We start from the raw sequence: 16,779 nt of genomic DNA, 5'->3' as shown, positions 1-16,779 counted from the left end.
CTCCTGCCGCTTTCCAGGAGTTGGTTTAAAGGGACTTTGCTAGAAGCCCATTGGCCCTATTGAAGGGGGCAGGTCAGATCGGCACCTCGCCGGCCCGCGCGGCCGACCTGCTCGATACTGTGAAATCGGCGGGCGTACTGAAAGTCGGCATCGAGGGAACCTACCCCCCGTTCAACTACCGTGGCACCGACGGCCAGCTCGACGGCTATGACGTCGACGTGGCCAAGGCCGTGGCGCAGCGCCTCGGCGTGAAAGCCCAATTCGTGACGACCGAATGGAGCGGCATCATCGGCGGGCTGGTGGCAGGCAAGTTCGACGTCATCGTCAATCAGGTGGCCATCACCGACGAGCGCAAGAAGTCGCTCGACTTCAGCCAGCCGTACACCTACTCGGCCGCTCAGCTCATTCAGCGCAAGGACGACAAACGCGAATTCAATTCGCTCGACGCGCTCAAGGGCCACAAGCTCGGCGTGAGCCTGGGCAGCAACTACGACAAGATGGCGAAGGCCGTGCCGGGCATCGACGTGCGCACGTATCCCGGTGCGCCCGAGTACTTGCGCGACCTCGCGGCAAACCGCATCGACGCGGCCCTCAACGATCGCCTGATGCTCGCGTACCTGATCAAGACGTCGAATCTGCCGCTGCGTCCGGGCGCCGTGCTCGAGGGTGCCAACCAGTCCGTGGGCATTCCGTTCCGCAAGGGTAATCCGAAATTCGCCAAGGCCATCGACGACGCCCTCACCCAGATGAAGCAGGACGGCACGCTCACCAAGATCGCACAGAAGTGGTTTGGCGAAGACGTGTCCAAACCCGCCAAGTAACCCGAAGTTCTCGCGCCGAATGGCTTCGGCGGCGTCACGGCCGGCATCGCGCACACGACGCGGGTGCCGGCCGTCGTCATTGCGCACTCCGCAACTCCACCAGATACCCCCATGAATCCATTCGAACTCGCCGCCCAATCCATGCCGGTGCTGCTGCAGGGCACCGTGCTGACGATCAAGTTCGCCTTGATGTCGATGGTGTTCGGCCTGATGATCGGCATCGTCGTGGCGATCATGGGCATCGGCAAGATCCGTGTGCTGCGCGCCATCGCCCGCGCCTACGTCAGCGTGATGCGCGGCACCCCGCTGCTGGTGCAGATCTTCGTGGTCTATTACGGCCTGCCGGGCATCGGCATCTCGCTCGATCCCACCCCCGCCGGCGTGCTCACGCTCAGCCTGAATGTAGGTGCGTATCTGTCCGAGAGCATGCGCGGTGCGCTCGAAGGCATGCCGCGCGGCCAGTGGCTGGCCGCCTATAGCCTTGGTCTGTCGTACTGGCAGACGCTGCGCTACGTGATCGCGCCTCAGGCGCTGCGCATCGCCGTGCCGAGTCTGGGCAACAGCCTGATCAGCCTGATCAAGGACACCTCGCTCGTATCGGTGATCACAGTGACCGAATTGCTGCGCTCCGCACAGGAAGTCATTGCCTCGACGTACCAGCCGCTGCCGCTATACCTCGCGTGCGCCGCCATCTACTGGGTGCTCTCGACAGGGCTGTCCGCGTTGCAGCGACGCATCGAGAAGCGCCTCGCGCTGCCCGCGAGAACGTAACCCGCCCGCTGAATGCAACATGGCCGGGGGCGCCAACAGGGTCGACGCCACCCGGCCATGCCGGAAGTTCCCAAAAGCGTTGACGCGGCGACGTACAAACGCGCACGCGCCCCTCGTCAACGCATCGCTGCCGTCGCGCGTGCACGCCGACGGCTGACGCTTATCGCGGTGCCCTGCGCTCGCGATACATCGCACGAAACGTCTTGCCGCTCGGGGCAGGCATCTCGCGCGTGTCGGTCCAGCCACCTCCGAAAGGCAACTTCGAAATGCTGCCGCGATCGCGCCCCATGCGACGCAGCGCCCACGAACCCATCCCCGTGAGCGCGGCGTACAGACGCGGCCGACGCGCTGCGAACGCCCACGCCGCAAGCGCCGCCCGCTCCTGCCAGGGACGCAGGCCACGGTCAACCTGGCGCTCACGCAGCTTTCGCAGCAGGTCCGAAATCGGAATGCCGACCGGGCACACGCGATTGCATTCGCCGCACAGCGTCGCCGCCTGCGGCAGGTCGAGCGTCTTCTCCAGCCCTACGTAGCTCGGGGTGAGCACCGACCCCATCGGCCCCGGATAAACCCAGCCGTAAGCGTGGCCGCCGATCTTCTGATACACCGGACAGTGGTTCATGCACGCGCCACAGCGAATGCACCGCAGCATCTCCTGGAAGGCGCCGCCGATCAGTCCCGAGCGCCCGCCGTCGACGAGCACGAAGTACATGTGATCAGGCCCATCCACCTCGCCTTCGGCACGCGTCCCCGTGAGCAACGAGAAGTAGTTCGACGTTCCCTGCCCGGTCGCCGAGCGCGGCAGCAAACGCATCGCCGTGGCCAGGTCCTCGAGCGTGGGCAATACCTTCTCGATGCCCGTCACCGCCACATGCACGCGAGGCATGATCGTGCACATGCCCTCGTTGCCCTCGTTGGTCACCACGGCCACGGAGCCGGTTTCGGCCACGAGAAAGTTGCCACCGGTCACGCCCATGTCGGCCGAGAGAAACTGCGGGCGCAACATCTCGCGGGCTTCGCGCGTCATCGCGGGAATCTCGGTCAGACGCGGCTTGTGGTGCACGCGCGCGAACAGATCCGCCACCTCGTCCTTGTCCTTGTGCACGACCGGCGCGATGATGTGCGAAGGCGGCTCGTTGTCGTTGATCTGCAGAATGTACTCGCCGAGATCGGTCTCGACGGACTGCACGCCCATGTCGGCAAGCACCTTGTTGAGTTGCAACTCCTCGGTGACCATCGACTTCGACTTGATCACCTTCTTCACGTCATGCTTGCGCGCGATCTCCGCGATCAGGTGCGCGGCGTCCTGCGTGGATTCGGCGAACAGCACTGTCGCGCCGCGACGCGTGGCTTCGCGCTCGAAGATCTCCAGCCAGACGTCGAGTGTCTCGAGCCCGCGATTGCGGCGTTCCTTGAGCGCCTCGCGCGTGGCCTCGAAATCGATTTCTTCGATGGCCGCGGCACGCGCCGTCACGAACTTGGTCGAGAGCTTCTTGAGATTGGCCTGCAGGCGCTGGTCCGCGAGCTTCTGCCCCGCGCGCGCCTTGAACTGCATCGATTGAACTTGCATCGCGACTCACGAGTAGTGATGACGGCCCACCTGCGCGCCGCGCGTGACCACGCGCGACCGTGCCGGGGCCGGTAGGGTCGGGAGGATGGCGGCGAACTCACGCATCGCCGGCGAGCACCTGTGCGATGTGCAGCACACGCGTCTTCGTGTCGCCCGTGCGCCGCAGGCGCCCTTCGATGTTGAGCATGCATCCGAGGTCGCCAAGCACCACGGCCGGTGCACCGCTCGCCGCGATGTTCGCGCACTTCTCGTCAACGATCGCCGTCGAGATGTTGCCGTACTTCAGCGCGAAGGTGCCGCCGAACCCGCAGCAGGCCTGGCAGTCCTTCATCTCCGTCACCTTCACGCCCGGCATCTTCGCAAGCAATGCACGCGGTTGCGTCTTGACGCCAAGCTCGCGAAGGCCCGAGCAGGAATCGTGGTACGTCACTTCGCCGGTGTAGTCGCCGGGCACCGTGTCGATGTGCAGGACGTTGACGAGAAAATCGGTCAACTCGAACACGCGCGGGCGCAGGCGCTCGTATCGACCCATGAGTTCGGGGTCGTCGGCGAAGAGGTCGCCATAATGCGCCTTGACCATGCCGCCGCACGAACCCGACGGCACCACGACATAGTCGAACGATTCGAATTCATCGAGGAATTTCTGGGCGAGGTCGCGAGCGATGGCGCGCTCGCCCGAGTTGTAGCCCGGCTGACCGCAACAGGTCTGGGAATCGGGAATGACGACTTCGCAACCGGCTGTCTCGAGCAGCTTGAGCGTCGAGAAGCCGATCTCCGGACGCATCATGTCGATCAGACACGTGACAAACAGTCCGACGCGCATTGGGGGAATCCTCTTTTCGGGAATAATGCGCCATTATAAGTCGCTGGGCCAGGGCGGCCCAGCGTGGATTCCCGCATATCGCGCAGTGGATCACGCCATGCGCGGAACGTGTTGGTCGGCGCGGCCCGCCGACCGCGAGCGCGTCGGCGCATGAACCCGGTCCGCCATCAGGGTGGCGACCTGATCGGAGGTGACCTTCAGCATGCGCTCCAGGCGGTCCTGCCCCGCCGAGAGCCGGGCGTATCCCTCGGCCTGTGTCGTCCTGAGGCTCGCCACGTCGGCCTCGATCACGGTCAGGCGATTCACGTCGGCTCCCACTCGATCGAATCGTTCGCCGGTCGTGCCGGCGAGCGCCTTCAAGTCCGAGGAAAGCGCGTCGAGCCGGTGCCGGACCTGCTTGTCACGCGCCTCCTGCGCCCGCGCCGCCTTCTCGAACTCGGAGGACAATCCATCGAGCCGGTGCGAGACGCGCGCTTCGCTGTCCTGACGTGCCCGGGTCTCCTTCGCAAGCTCCGCGGACAACCCGTCGAGCCGACGCCGCACGTGCGCATCGTCTTCCCGACGTGCCAGCGCCGCCTTCGCGAATTCCTCGGACAGCCCGTCCAGCCGTTTCGTGACGATGGCGTCGCGCGCCTGTTGCGCCTGCGTCGCCTTGGCGAGATCCGCCGACAGCGCATTGAGCTGGTTCCAGACCATCGTGTCACGCTCCAGTCGCGCACGTGTGGCCTGCACGTTCATTTGCGTTTTCATCATTGCCCCCTCCGATTCCAGAAAATGTCGGGTATCCGCCAACAGGCCTTCGATCGATTTCCAGGCGCGATCGCGATCGAATCCCCGAATGCTCGCCAGGCTCTGCAGGCGAATAACCGTGGTAAATGCCAGTGCGACGATGCCGATGATCGCCGCGAACGAGCCCCCCGAAGCAATCAGCGCCGCGATGCCGATGCCGACGGAGATGGCATATAACGCCGACGAAATCCAGAAGCGCTTGCCGTAGTGCTTCCTCTCCGGCACCACGTGCTTCGAGGCCTCCCCAAGCGCCTCGCGCACCTCGTCGAGATGCAGGTCGATGGTAGCCATGAGCGCGGACGCCTCGCTCTCCACTTCGAGCCGGCTGCGCCACTCTCCCTGCACGTGCGTTGGCGGCCTCGCCCCGAGCTCCTCCACACTCCGGGCCACGTCGATGCACGTCTGAAGCGCCTCATGTTCGTGCGCCAACACCTCCGTCAACTTCTCCAGAATCCGCGAAAACCGCTTGGCCGACGGCGTCAGGCTGTGGCGGTCGCCGACGGTCGTCTGATCGCCGACGAAGCCGAGCAGACCGGATGCCCGCGACGCCGATCCGCACCGCCAGAACGCATCGCACAGCCCGCCGCGCCAATATCCGGACGTGGCCTTCGCATAGCTCGTCGCGAAAGTCTTCTGAAGCTTGCGCGTCGCAACGTTGCTCAGCCCGAGCCGGTCGCGGGCGTTGGCGATCTGCTCGAATCGCTCGACGATTTCGGCCCGCCTCGCATCGATCGACCCGCGCGGCGCCCCGGCCGATCGATGAACGTCATGGCGTCGGGGCAACACCGCCGCCGCCGGCGCGTACACATAACCGAACATTGCCTGCACCTCCTCCGTGCCGGCCGCCGCCGCCCTCGACCGCGGCTTGACACTCCGTTGAATGGCACGGGCATCTTATCGAGCCACCGCGTTGGCCACTTTCGGTTTCTATCGCGAGTCACTGCGGCACCAACGCGCCCGCATGGCGGAGACCGAGCTTCGGTGGCGCAGCCGTCCCGCACGGCCAATCGGCGTCGAGGCCACTTTTCGGATGAGTCCTCTACGCGAAACGTGCGAATTTTTCACCATATGATATAGAATCGACGCTATACGAAACTCGGCCCTACCCCATGAAAGACGAAAGCAGTCAAGGCACGGAGTCGCGCACGTCCATCCAGGTGATCGAGCGCATGATGCGTTTGCTCGACGCGCTGGCAGCGCATGCGGACCCGGTCAGTCTCAAGGATCTGGCGCACGCCACCGAACTCCACCCGTCCACCGCACACCGCATCCTGAACGATATGGTGGCCTGCCGTTTTGTGGATCGTTGCGACCCTGGCACGTACCGTCTGGGCATGCGGTTGCTGGAACTCGGCAACCTCGTCAAGGCCCGCCTGTCGGTCCGCGACGCAGCGCTCACGCCGATGCGCAGCCTGCACCGCATTACCGGGCAGACGGTGAACCTGTCGGTGCGTCAGGGCGATGAGATCGTCTATATCGAGCGCGCTTACAGCGAGCGCTCGGGCATGCAGGTAGTGCGCGCCATCGGCGGCCACGCACCGCTGCACCTGACCTCGGTCGGCAAGCTGTTTCTCGCCGCCGACGAAGCGGCTCGCGTGCGGGCGTATGCCACACGCACCGGACTGTCGGGCCACACGCGCAACAGCATCACCGATCTTCAGAAGCTCGAGCGTGAACTGACCCACGTCCGCAAGTCGGGCTACGCGCGAGACAACGAGGAACTGGAGCTCGGCGTGCGATGCATTGCGGCGGGAATCTACGATGACAGTGGCAAGCTCGTGGCAGGCCTCTCGCTTTCGGCGCCTGCCGACCGGCTGCAGGACGCCTGGCTGGCCAATCTGAACGAAACCGCGTTGGCGATTTCCACTTCGCTGGGTTTTCACGCCCCGCATCCGGAAGCGAGCGGCGCGACAACATCACACACCGCCACGGCGGAATAAGCCTGGATCGTCAGTTCGCGCCAGAGCCTCCTCTGGCCGTCACGACGGAGGAAGGGTCCGGACAAAACAAAAGGCGCTCCCGGGGAGCGCCTTTTGTTTTGAATCCGGGCGTGGCAGCAGCCACGCCGCGGGCCGCTTACAGCGCGTGCTCGCTGTTGGTCGCGACCTGCGCCGTCGGCGCCGTGCCGGCCGTGCGCTGCGGTACCGAGCCACCGCCTTCGAGCAGCCACTTGCGCACGCGCGTGGCGTCGGCGAAGCGCGAATACTTGCCGGTCGAATCGAGCAGAATCATGATCACGGGACGGCCGTCGACGTTCGCCTGCATCACAAGGCACTGTCCCGCTTCATTGATGTAGCCCGTCTTCTGCAGGCCGATTTCCCAGCCCGGATGACCGATCAGGTGGTTCGTGCTTACGTAGTGCAGTTCACGACGGCCGGTATTGACGTCGTAATTGCTGTCCGTCGAGAAACGGCGAATCATCGGGTACTGATACGCGGCCTTGACCATCTTCACAAGGTCGCGGGCGCTCGACACGTTTTGGCTCGACAGTCCGGTGGGATCGTTGAAATGCGTATCGTTCATGCCGAGCGCCTTCGCCTTGCGGTTCATCGCCGCGAGGAATGCCGGACGGCCACCCGGGAAATAGCGCGAGAGCGCCGCGGCCGCGCGGTTCTCCGACGACATCAGCGCAATGTGCAGCATGTCCTCGCGCGTCAGGCGCGAGCCCACCGACAGACGCGAACCCGTGCCCTTCTCGTAGTCGCGATCCTCGTCAGTCACTTCCATGACGTCCGTCATCGGGATATTGGCATCGAGCGCGACCATTGCCGTCATCAGCTTCGAAATCGACGCGATCGGCAGCACGGCTTGCGAGTTCTTGTCGAACAGCGACTCGCCGGTGCGCTCGTCGACGACATATGCGACCGACGAACGCAGCGCCAGGGAGTCCGGCGTCTCGTGCAGACCGAAGGCGCGGCCCGTCGACAAACGCTCCGGCGCCTGCGGTGCAAAACTCACCGTGCGGTACGACGTCACGACACGACGCTTGCCGTTCTTATAAACGACGCGCTTGACGGCAACTCGCTTGGCGGCGGGCTCGTCGACTTCGACGGCCGCGAGCTTGCGAACCTTGCCACCGGCTTTCGCGTGTTTCGTTTCGCGAGAGACCTTGGTCGATACAGCAGGTTTGGCTTGGGTTTTGGCGTTGACGGATTTCGTGGAGGCAGCATTCGCGCAGGCGCGCTTCTGCGCAGCCGTTTTCGCCGTCTTGGACGAGCAGGCGCTCGTCTTACCGGCGGCTTGAACAACTGCCGGTGCACCGGCGGCGAGCGAAATCGCCACGACGGCAGCACCCCAGAGGCGGGAGCGGCACAGACGCGCAAGGGCGGTGATCGCGTACATAGATTGGGGGTAGCGTAAGGTTGGCAGGCAACGAGTTTGGGAGAAGTTTAGTAACTTCCGAAAAAATAAGCAATATGAATGACTTAGCTGAAATACTTAAACTGGCATCTGGCAGTTTTGTGCAGCGCAACGCGAGGAAATGCACATTCGCCAAATTTTGCCAAATTACGCCAACCCCTCGTGAAACGTCAGTCCAGGAAATGCGCCCACTCTTCCAGGGGCGCACGCTCGGTGACAAGGCCGTTTTCCACCGCATCCGGGTCGGCGTGGCCCATCGCCATGCCACAGACCACCATGCGGGTCTCCGGCAGGCGCAACTCCGCCGAGATGACCTGGTGAAACGTGGCAAAAGCCGCTTGCGGGCACGTATCGAGCCCACGCGCGCGTGCCGCGACCATCACGCTCTGCAGGAACATGCCGTAATCCAGCCAGCTCCCCTGCTCCAGATGCCGGTCGATCGTGAAGATCAGTCCGACCGGGGCGTCGAAGAAGGTGAAATTACGGGCGTGTTGTCCGTGCATGCGCGCCTTGTCGGCACGACCGATGCCAAGCAGTCCGTACAAATCCCATCCCACCTTGCGGCGCCGCGCCTGATAGGGCTCGGTCCACTCGCGCGGATAGTACGCGTACTCCTCCTGATGCAACAGACGCTGCGCCGGATCGTTGAACGCCTCGAGCAAACGCGTCGTCAGTCGCTTCAGCGCTTCACCGGTCAGAACATAGGTCTGCCACGGTTGAATGTTGCTGCCGGACGGCGCCCGCGACGCGACCGATAGAATCTCGGCCACGGTGGACGGCGGCACCGGCTTGGGAAGATAGGCGCGAATCGAACGACGGCTGCGAATCGCCTCGTCGACATATCTCACGCACAGACCCACGTCGTCGTTGACAACTCCGTTCCCCGGACTTTCCCCAACGCGTGCGCATTCGTTGTCAGCCGTGGTCATCGAACGGGGCAATTCGGGGCGATCGGACGAATCCGTCGAATCCGTCGAATCGGCATGCGGCATCGACTGTGCCGTGTGGATATGCGGAGCGTCGTGACTCATGGCAATGGACTCATAACGTTCGGGAAAAGGCGAGCGCCGTGCCGATCACGACACCGCGGCAGCAGGCGCCGCGCGGCGTTCGATCACGAGGGCAACGCCCAGGGCCGCAACGACCATGCCCGCGGCGCTCAACGGCGAGAGCGTCTCGCCGAACAGCAGCCATGCCATGACGGCAGTGGTCGGGGGGGTCAGGTACATCAGACTGGAAACTTTGGTGGCCGCACCATGCCGGATCAGCAGGAACAGCAACGAAATGGCGCCGATCGACAAAGCGAGCACCGACCACGCGAGCGCACCGATCATCTCGGCATTCCAGCGCACGCGCATGGTTTCCAGCGCCCAGGCGGCAGGCAAAGTCACGGCGAAGGCGGCGCCGAACTGGACGATCGTGCCCACGCGCAGGTCGAAGTGCGAGCAGAACCGCTTCTGGTACAGCGTGCCCATGGTGATCGCAAACAGGCTCAGCACACACAGCGCGACCGTGCCGGCGCCAACGCCGCGAACGCCAACCTTGTTGGCCACCACCAGCCCAACGCCAACGAAACCACACAGCAGGCCAAGCCATTGGCGACGCGATACGGGTTCGCCGACCACGCGCGCGAAGAGTGCCGTCAGGAGCGGCTGGATACCCACGACGAGCGCCGCCAGCCCTGCCGGTGCCCCGTGTTTGATCGCTGCCCAGACACCGCCGAGATAGACCGCCTGAATCAGGATGCCCGAGATCGCCAGATGCACGATGAGCGCCCAGTCGATGCGCTGCGCGTCGCCACGTCGCCTCGGCCACGGCGTGCGCGTGAGCAATGCGATTGGCAGCATCACGACCAGCGTGCCGCCAAACCGCAGTGCCAGGAAGGTCAGCGGTTCGGCGTTGGGCATACCGTACTTCGCGACAATGAAGCCCGTGCTCCAGATCAGTACGAACCACCAGGGCATGGCGGCGCTCCAGACCGCCCCCCCTCCCGCACGAGGCACAGCGTGCGCGCTCGGGGAACTCGGGGAATGGGAAGGTTGCGGACCCGCCGCGCGTCGATCCGTCATGCGATCGCGACCGTTTGCGAGGTCGCGCTCGACGAGCCTGCCGCAAGCGCACTGAATGCCCCAAATGCACGACGCGAAGCGCGCTGGAACTGACTGGCAAGACGAATCGTCGAGAAATGCGCGTCGACGGTCTGGCCGATGTCGCGTCCGTATCCCCCTGCCATGGCAATGGCCACCGGCAAACCCCGCTCGGCGCATGCCGTGAGCACCCGCCGGTCGCGTGCGGCCAGACCATCGTGCGTGAGCGCGAGCCGTCCGAGCCGGTCGTTCTCGAGCGGATCGGCGCCGGCAAGATAAATCACCAGCGTCGGGGTGAACTGCGCGAACAGGTCCGTCAACGCATGCCCCAGCGCGACGAGGTATTCGTCGTCGCCGCAGCCGTCGGGCAATGCGACATCCATGTCGCCGTGCGCCTTGTGAAAGGGATAGTTGTGCTCGCCGTGCAGCGACAATGTGAAGACGCTCGGATCGTGCTCGAAGATCGCCGCGGTACCGTTTCCCTGATGCACGTCGAGATCGACAATCGCCACGCGCGTGCCCGGGCCGAGCTCGGCCTGCATGGCACGGGCCGCGACCGCGGCATCGTTGAATACGCAAAAGCCCTCGCCGTGATCCGCATACGCGTGATGCGTCCCACCGGCGAGATTGGCGGCGACGCCGTCGACGAGCGCGGCCCGACAGGCGGCCACCGTGGCCCCCGCTGACCGACGCGAACGCTCCACCATCTGCAACGACCACGGAAACCCGATTTCGCGCTGCTCTTTCGGATTCAACGCCCCCGAGCTAACGCGGGCAACGTAGTCGGAGGAATGGACGCGGCCGAGCATCGCGTCGTCGGCCGGCAGTGCCTCCGCAAGCACGACCTGAGGCAGCTCGCGCGCCACACGTTCGCGCAGGCGCGCGTACTTCTCCATGGGAAACCGATGCCCGGGAGGCAGTGGCAAGACGAAATGGTCGCTGTAAAACGCTTGCATCGACGCGGATGGCCGGCGGGTGCGGCACGCAAAAAGGCGTTGAACGACGTCGGCACCGGCGAACGGGGCCGGCGGGCGTACCCCATCGGGTGTCCACCGCCTGGCAAACGCCCGTTCCGCCAGTGCCGGAACTCGTCGATAGTACCATCGCCCGAGAGGCTGCGCCGGGCGCCAAAACGGTGCAAAGCCGCACCAGTCAACGTGTGCGAGACGTCGTTACATCTTCGCCGCAACGCGGTGTGACACGCACGACACGGGATCCCAAGTCGCTGATTTTGTAAGTTTTTGTTGAATTTGTGCGCCGCACAAAAAAGACTTGACAGCGACAGGAATATCTCTAAACTTGCAGTTGTGCGATGCACAAAAAGAGATCGCACCCATTTTTGAGAAGGCCCCAACCGTGTTTTCACCGAGATAAGGTGAGAACCATCCAGCGAACACGGAGTGGGTCGATACGTTGTGTATGACACCCTAGGAGAACGCCATGTCGTTTCTGACCCCCGAACAATTCGCTGCCGCGCACAAAGCCAACCTCGAAACCCTGTTTGGCCTGACCAACAAAGCCTTTGAAGGCGTTGAGAAGCTAGTCGAGCTGAACCTGCAAGCCGTCAAGGCGTCGCTGGCCGAATCCGCCTCGACCGCGCAGAAGGCTTTTGCCGTCAAGGACGCCCAGGAATTGCTCGCGCTGCAAGCCAATCTCGTCCAGCCGGCTGCCGAAAAGGCGATCGCGTACGGCCGTCACCTGTATGAAATCGCTTCGTCGACGCAAGCCGAAGTGACCAAGGTGGCCGAAGCTCAACTGGCTGAAGGCTCGCATAACATGCAAGCGCTGTTCGACAACCTGGCCAAGAACGCCCCGGCCGGTTCGGAATCGGCGGTTGCACTGGCCAAGTCGGCCCTGTCCGCAGCGAACAGCGCGTTCGACAGCGTCCAGAAGGCCACCAAGCAAGCCGTGGAAATCGCCGAAACGAACTTCGCCGCTGCGACCAACGTTGCCTCGAAGGCCGCGGCTCAGGCTTCGCGTGCGGCCAGCGCCAAGAAGTAATCGCAGCGCGTCATTTGCATGGCTTGACGAGGGGCGCTTGAAGATTCGTCGCCGCACCCCAAACTGATGCGGTGACACCAGTTGTCTCCTCGGTACCAAAGGTACCTTTCGAACCCGGCACTCGCCGGGTTTTCTTTTTGTGCGGTGCGCATTCTGCGCCACGGCGGGGTGCCAACGCTGCGCAAAAAAAACCGCCATTCGGAATCCGAACGGCGGTTTTTTACTTTGGCGCTCGATGCGTCGAGGTGCAGCTTGCCGCACCCTGGCGCCCACTATCGCGACGTCGCAGCAAACGTAGCAAACGCGATCAGTGTTGCGTCACTTCTTGCGAGGTGGCGGCACATCGGTGCACACGCCTTCATAGATCTCCGCAGCCATGCCGACCGATTCGGCCAGCGTCGGATGCGGATGGATCGTCTTGCCGATATCGACCGCATCGGCGCCCATCTCGACCGCAAGACAGAGTTCGCCGATCAGATCTCCCGCATGGGTGCCGACGATTGCGCCGCCGACGATGCGATGGGTTGCTTCGTCGAACAACACTTTGGTGAAGCCCTCGTCGCGGCCGTTCGCGATCGCACGGCCCGACGCCGCCCACGGGAACACTGCCTTGCCATACTTCACCCCTTCGGCCTTCAACTGATCTTCGGTCTTGCCGGCCCAGGCCACCTCCGGATCGGTGTATGCGACCGAGGGAATCTGGATGGCATCGAAGTAGGCCTTCTCACCCGCTGCCGCCTCGGCGGCCACGTGCGCCTCATGCACCGCCTTGTGCGCGAGCATCGGCTGGCCGACGATGTCGCCGATGGCGAAAATGTTCGGCACGTTGGTGCGCATTTGCTTGTCGACGGAAATGAACCCGCGATCGCCCACGGCCACGCCCGCCTTCTCCGCACCGATCTTCTTGCCATTCGGGCTGCGGCCCACTGCGACGAGCACGAGGTCGTAGCGTTGCGGTTCGGCCGGCGCGGATTCGCCTTCGAACTTCACATAGATGCCGTCCGGCTTGGCTTCGGCGCCCACGGTCTTGGTCTTGAGCATGACGCGACCGAAGCGCTTCGCGTTCATCTTTTCCCAGACCTTGACGAGATCGCGGTCCGCGCCCTGCATCAGGCCATCGAGCATTTCGACGACGTCGATTTCGGCACCCAGCGCGCTATACACCGTCGCCATCTCGAGCCCGATAATGCCCCCGCCGATTACCAGCATCTTCTTCGGCATCTGGCGCAACTCCAGCGCACCGGTCGAATCGACGATGCGCGGGTCTTCCGGCAGGAACGGCAGCTTGACGGCTTGTGAGCCGGCCGCAATGATCGCCTGCGCGAACTTCACCACGCGCTTGTTGCCCTCGCCGTCCACGACTTCGATGTGATTCGGGTCAAGGAAGGTGCCCACGCCGCGCACGACTTCGACCTTGCGCATCTTGGCCATGCCCGCCAGTCCGCCGGTGAGCTTGCCGACCACGCTTTCCTTGTAGCTGCGCAGCTTGTCGAGGTCGATCTCGGGCTTCGCGAACGAGATGCCATGATGCTCGAGCGATTGCGCTTCCTCGAGCACGGCAGCCGTATGAAGCAGCGCCTTCGACGGAATGCATCCCACGTTCAGACACACGCCGCCGAGCGTCGCGTAGCGCTCGATCAGCACCGTCTTGCGCCCCAGATCGGCGCTGCGGAATGCGGCAGAGTATCCGCCCGGCCCTGCGCCGAGCACGACCACGTCGCACTCGGTGTCGGCGCCGCCGGCATGCGTGGCTGCGGCCGGTGCCGGCGCGCTGGATGCTGCCTGAGCTGCCGGTGCTGCCTGGGCCGTTTGCGGAGCGGGCGCGGTGGCAGCGGGTGCGGCGGCCGTGGCCGCACCTGCGTCGTCGGCTTCGATGAGCGCGATCAGCGTACCCTGGCTGGCCTTGTCGCCGACCTTGATCTTCACTTCCTTGACGGTGCCCGCCACTTCGGACGGCACTTCCATGGAAGCCTTGTCGGATTCCAGCGTGATGAGCGACGCCTCCTTGGCGATCTTGTCGCCGGGCTTGATCATCACTTCGATGACATCCACGCCCTCTGCGCCGATATCCGGCACCTTGACTTCAATGAGACTCATGCGGGGTCTCCCTGTCGCATTTATGACTTGATGGTGGTATCGATCGGAAACGCATGCACCTGAAACGGCCCGGCGGAGCTCTTGTCGAACTCGGCCCCCGCTTTCACGCCCGCTTCGGCGATGGCGCTAGCGCTCAGATCCTGGTCGTAGAGGGCGTACATGGCACCGAGCGCAAAGTTGCGCCCCGAGCCGATCCCCCAGAACCGATCGAAAACAAACACTTCCCGGTAGGAATAGATCCCGTAGATACCCGTCGGATTCGCAACCACACAGGTGATTTGCGACGACTCGTACGGATCGTCTTCCTCTTCCTTGGTGTTGAGGAAATACTCTTCCTTGAGCTTCTGGTGGACGCGACAGAACGTGCGAAACACTTCGTCACGCGAGTGCAGACGGCATTCATCCGCCATGCCGGAGAGAATGGCACGCATGACCGGAAAGTGCGCGGTCGTGCCGGCCAGTCCGATATACGAATCGCCGACGAGAAACACCTTGCGGTTCTCCTCGTACGTTTGCGACAGCCGCGTATCGCCGAACGTGACGAGCGAATCGGCGGCAATGGCGATCTCGCCAGCCTTCCTGACGACTACCACGGTGGTCATGCTGCCCCTCCCCCGTCCAGATCCTGAAACTTGTCCGCGCCCCGCCGCCGGCCGTGCGCTCGCACATGGCCGGCGGCGATTGCCATTACAGCATTGCGCGGCGGAAGTCCGCCAACAGTTGACCCAGGTAAGCATTGAAGCGTGCCGCCTCGGCGCCGTCGATCACGCGGTGATCGTAGGACAGCGACAGCGGCAGCGTCAGTTGCGGCACGAACTGCTGCTTGCCTTCGTCCCACACTGGCTTCTGATAGGAGCGGGACAGGCCGAGAATGGCCACTTCCGGCGCGTTGATGATCGGCGTGAAGGTCGTTCCACCGATACCGCCGAGCGACGAAATCGAGAAGCACCCCCCCTGCATCTGATCCGGCTTGAGCTTGCCTTCGCGGGCGAGCTTGGCCAGTTCCGACGTTTCGCGAGCGATCTCGAACACCCCCTTCTTGTCGGCGTCGCGCACCACCGGCACCACGAGACCGTTCGGGGTGTCGGCGGCGAAGCCGATGTGGAAATACTGCTTGAAGACGAGGTTGTCGCCGTCGAGGCTGGCGTTGAACGTCGGGAACTTCTTCAGGGCCAGCACGCAGGCCTTGATCACGAACGCAAGCATCGTCACCTTGATGCCGGCCTTTTCGTTTTCCTTGTTCAACTGCACACGGAATGCCTCGAGCTCGCCGATATCCGCTTCGTCGTTGTTCGTGACGTGCGGAATCATGACCCAGTTGCGATGCAGATTGGCGCCGGAAATCTTCTTGATGCGGGAGAGCGCCTTGGGCTCGATCGGGCCGAACTTCGAGAAGTCGACCTTCGGCCACGGCAGCAGATTCAGTTCGCCCCCCCCAGCCGGGGCCCCGACCGCCGCTGCCGGGCGATTGCCGGCAAGCGCTGCCTTCACGAAGTTGCGAACGTCGTCGATGACGATACGCCCCTTCGGACCGGTGCCCTTCACTTGCGTAACATCCACACCCAGTTCGCGGGCGAATTTGCGCACCGACGGGCTGGCATGGCTGATCGGCTGACCGCCCTGGGCCACCGCGGGCGCAACAACAGGTGCGGCGGCAGCGGGGGCCTGCTGGGGCGCCGGCGCGGCTGCCTGTGCTGCCGGAGCCGGAGCCGGAGCCGGAGCAGCCGGAGCCGGCGCGGGTGCCGCGGCCTTGGCCGGCGCAGCAGCGCCTTCGAGCACTACGATCGACGTACCTTCCGAGACTTTGTCGCCGACCTTGACCTTCACTTCCTTGACAACGCCGGCCGCCGGGCTCGGTACGTCCATCGACGCCTTGTCCGACTCCAGCGTGATCAGCGATTGCTCGGCCGTCACGGTGTCACCCACCTTGACGAGCAACTCGATCACGGGCACGTCGTCGTAACCGCCGATATCCGGCACCTTCACGTCGATCGTGCTCGTGCCACCGGCGGCCGGTGCCGCGGCGGCAGCGGCGGGCGCAGACGGCGTGGCGGACGTCGCCGCAGGCGCAGCCGCCTGGGGCGCCGCGGCCGGTGCGGGCGCAGCGGCGCCATTGGCCTGCGCACCCGAGCCGTTTGCGGTCTCGAGCGTCAGAATGAGGGAACCCTCGGATACTTCATCGCCGACTTTCAGGCTCATCGCCTTGATGACACCGGCGGCCGGACTCGGCACATCCATCGTGGCCTTGTCCGATTCCAGGGTGATCAGGGCCTGCTCGGCGTCGATCTTGTCGCCTGCCTTGACCAGCACGTCGATGACGGGCAAGTCCTTGAAGTCACCGATATCCGGGACTTTCACTTCGATCACTTGACTCATTTTCCACAGTCTCCTCGAGGCTGCGCCTGACACGCAGCGCGCAGGCGCCGGCCGCTGGGGGGCGGCCCGGGCGCAAGCGCTCCG

Annotated in this window: 14 protein-coding genes; 4 read left to right on the top strand and 10 right to left on the bottom strand. The window is 64.2% G+C overall.

Annotation, left to right across the window (positions count from 1 at the left end; translation table 11 throughout):
* Positions 1-50: 50 nt before the first annotated feature.
* Together PMO31116_RS21780 and PMO31116_RS21775 are read left to right on the top strand one after the other, a co-directional pair.
* Positions 51-821 carry a transporter substrate-binding domain-containing protein gene (locus PMO31116_RS21780; RefSeq protein WP_150568523.1) on the top strand — a complete coding sequence of 257 codons (771 nt, stop codon included), beginning with the start codon at positions 51-53 and terminating at the stop codon, positions 819-821.
* A gap of 111 nt (positions 822-932) precedes the next feature.
* Positions 933-1,592 (top strand): amino acid ABC transporter permease, encoded by a 660-nt coding sequence (locus tag PMO31116_RS21775; RefSeq protein WP_150568522.1) that lies wholly within the window; start codon positions 933-935, stop codon positions 1,590-1,592.
* Positions 1,593-1,752: 160 nt separating this feature from the next.
* On the opposite strand, the gene PMO31116_RS21770 is transcribed toward PMO31116_RS21775, so the two are convergent.
* The 3 genes from PMO31116_RS21770 to PMO31116_RS21760 form a co-directional block, all read right to left on the bottom strand.
* Positions 1,753-3,162 (bottom strand): lactate utilization protein B, encoded by a 1,410-nt coding sequence (locus tag PMO31116_RS21770; protein WP_150568521.1) that lies wholly within the window; start codon positions 3,160-3,162, stop codon positions 1,753-1,755.
* Between the two features lie 97 nt (positions 3,163-3,259).
* Complete coding sequence (locus PMO31116_RS21765; RefSeq protein ID WP_150568520.1) at positions 3,260-3,985, bottom strand: (Fe-S)-binding protein; 726 nt, start codon at positions 3,983-3,985, stop codon at positions 3,260-3,262.
* A 90-nt stretch (positions 3,986-4,075) separates the two neighbouring features.
* Positions 4,076-5,593 (bottom strand): AAA family ATPase, encoded by a 1,518-nt coding sequence (locus tag PMO31116_RS21760; RefSeq protein ID WP_150568519.1) that lies wholly within the window; start codon positions 5,591-5,593, stop codon positions 4,076-4,078.
* A gap of 290 nt (positions 5,594-5,883) precedes the next feature.
* Between PMO31116_RS21760 and PMO31116_RS21755 the strand changes: the two genes are divergently transcribed.
* Positions 5,884-6,714: an IclR family transcriptional regulator gene (locus PMO31116_RS21755; protein ID WP_150568518.1), complete on the top strand. Its 831-nt coding sequence runs from the start codon at positions 5,884-5,886 to the stop codon at positions 6,712-6,714.
* A gap of 136 nt (positions 6,715-6,850) precedes the next feature.
* On the opposite strand, the gene pbpG is transcribed toward PMO31116_RS21755, so the two are convergent.
* From pbpG to PMO31116_RS21735, 4 genes are all read right to left on the bottom strand, one after another.
* Positions 6,851-8,116, bottom strand: a complete 1,266-nt coding sequence (pbpG, locus tag PMO31116_RS21750; RefSeq protein WP_150568517.1) for a D-alanyl-D-alanine endopeptidase — start codon at positions 8,114-8,116, stop codon at positions 6,851-6,853.
* Positions 8,117-8,304: 188 nt separating this feature from the next.
* A complete protein-coding gene (locus PMO31116_RS21745; protein WP_246185427.1) occupies positions 8,305-9,165 on the bottom strand; it encodes a nitroreductase in 861 nt (286 codons plus the stop codon).
* Between the two features lie 45 nt (positions 9,166-9,210).
* Positions 9,211-10,098: a DMT family transporter gene (locus PMO31116_RS21740; protein WP_246185426.1), complete on the bottom strand. Its 888-nt coding sequence runs from the start codon at positions 10,096-10,098 to the stop codon at positions 9,211-9,213.
* A gap of 101 nt (positions 10,099-10,199) precedes the next feature.
* The gene (locus PMO31116_RS21735; protein ID WP_150568515.1) at positions 10,200-11,177 is read right to left on the bottom strand and encodes a histone deacetylase family protein; all 978 of its coding nucleotides are present in this window, start codon (positions 11,175-11,177) and stop codon (positions 10,200-10,202) included.
* Between the two features lie 484 nt (positions 11,178-11,661).
* On the opposite strand from PMO31116_RS21735, the gene PMO31116_RS21730 reads away from it, so the two are divergent.
* Positions 11,662-12,222, top strand: a complete 561-nt coding sequence (locus PMO31116_RS21730) for a phasin family protein (protein WP_150568514.1) — start codon at positions 11,662-11,664, stop codon at positions 12,220-12,222.
* A 318-nt stretch (positions 12,223-12,540) separates the two neighbouring features.
* On the opposite strand, the gene lpdA is transcribed toward PMO31116_RS21730, so the two are convergent.
* The 3 genes from lpdA to aceF all read right to left on the bottom strand — a co-directional run bounded on the left by lpdA (position 12,541) and on the right by aceF (position 16,695).
* Positions 12,541-14,319 carry a dihydrolipoyl dehydrogenase gene (gene lpdA, locus PMO31116_RS21725; protein WP_150568513.1) on the bottom strand — a complete coding sequence of 593 codons (1,779 nt, stop codon included), beginning with the start codon at positions 14,317-14,319 and terminating at the stop codon, positions 12,541-12,543.
* A gap of 20 nt (positions 14,320-14,339) precedes the next feature.
* The gene (locus tag PMO31116_RS21720; protein ID WP_150568512.1) at positions 14,340-14,921 is read right to left on the bottom strand and encodes an Ntn hydrolase family protein; all 582 of its coding nucleotides are present in this window, start codon (positions 14,919-14,921) and stop codon (positions 14,340-14,342) included.
* An 85-nt stretch (positions 14,922-15,006) separates the two neighbouring features.
* Positions 15,007-16,695 carry a dihydrolipoyllysine-residue acetyltransferase gene (gene aceF / locus PMO31116_RS21715; protein WP_150568511.1) on the bottom strand — a complete coding sequence of 563 codons (1,689 nt, stop codon included), beginning with the start codon at positions 16,693-16,695 and terminating at the stop codon, positions 15,007-15,009.
* Positions 16,696-16,779: the final 84 nt, after the last annotated feature.

This window comes from Pandoraea morbifera (assembly GCF_902459575.1).
Classification (GTDB): domain Bacteria; phylum Pseudomonadota; class Gammaproteobacteria; order Burkholderiales; family Burkholderiaceae; genus Pandoraea; species Pandoraea morbifera.
The sequence above is the reverse complement of the archived record's forward strand: the minus strand, read 5'-3'. Positions and strand labels throughout refer to the sequence as shown.

Excerpts from the sequence above, each read along its gene's own strand:
- PMO31116_RS21745 (WP_246185427.1), bottom strand. The coding sequence starts at position 9,165 with ATGAGTCACGACGCTCCGCATATCCACACGGCACAGTCGATGCCGCAT.
- PMO31116_RS21735 (WP_150568515.1), bottom strand. The coding sequence starts at position 11,177 with ATGCAAGCGTTTTACAGCGACCATTTCGTCTTGCCACTGCCTCCCGGG.
- pbpG (WP_150568517.1), bottom strand. The coding sequence starts at position 8,116 with ATGTACGCGATCACCGCCCTTGCGCGTCTGTGCCGCTCCCGCCTCTGG.
- PMO31116_RS21760 (WP_150568519.1), bottom strand. The coding sequence starts at position 5,593 with ATGTTCGGTTATGTGTACGCGCCGGCGGCGGCGGTGTTGCCCCGACGC.
- aceF (WP_150568511.1), bottom strand. The coding sequence starts at position 16,695 with ATGAGTCAAGTGATCGAAGTGAAAGTCCCGGATATCGGTGACTTCAAG.
- lpdA (WP_150568513.1), bottom strand. The coding sequence starts at position 14,319 with ATGAGTCTCATTGAAGTCAAGGTGCCGGATATCGGCGCAGAGGGCGTG.
- PMO31116_RS21720 (WP_150568512.1), bottom strand. The coding sequence starts at position 14,921 with ATGACCACCGTGGTAGTCGTCAGGAAGGCTGGCGAGATCGCCATTGCC.
- PMO31116_RS21775 (WP_150568522.1), top strand. The coding sequence starts at position 933 with ATGAATCCATTCGAACTCGCCGCCCAATCCATGCCGGTGCTGCTGCAG.
- PMO31116_RS21730 (WP_150568514.1), top strand. The coding sequence starts at position 11,662 with ATGTCGTTTCTGACCCCCGAACAATTCGCTGCCGCGCACAAAGCCAAC.
- PMO31116_RS21770 (WP_150568521.1), bottom strand. The coding sequence starts at position 3,162 with ATGCAAGTTCAATCGATGCAGTTCAAGGCGCGCGCGGGGCAGAAGCTC.
- PMO31116_RS21740 (WP_246185426.1), bottom strand. The coding sequence starts at position 10,098 with ATGCCCTGGTGGTTCGTACTGATCTGGAGCACGGGCTTCATTGTCGCG.
- PMO31116_RS21765 (WP_150568520.1), bottom strand. The coding sequence starts at position 3,985 with ATGCGCGTCGGACTGTTTGTCACGTGTCTGATCGACATGATGCGTCCG.
- PMO31116_RS21755 (WP_150568518.1), top strand. The coding sequence starts at position 5,884 with ATGAAAGACGAAAGCAGTCAAGGCACGGAGTCGCGCACGTCCATCCAG.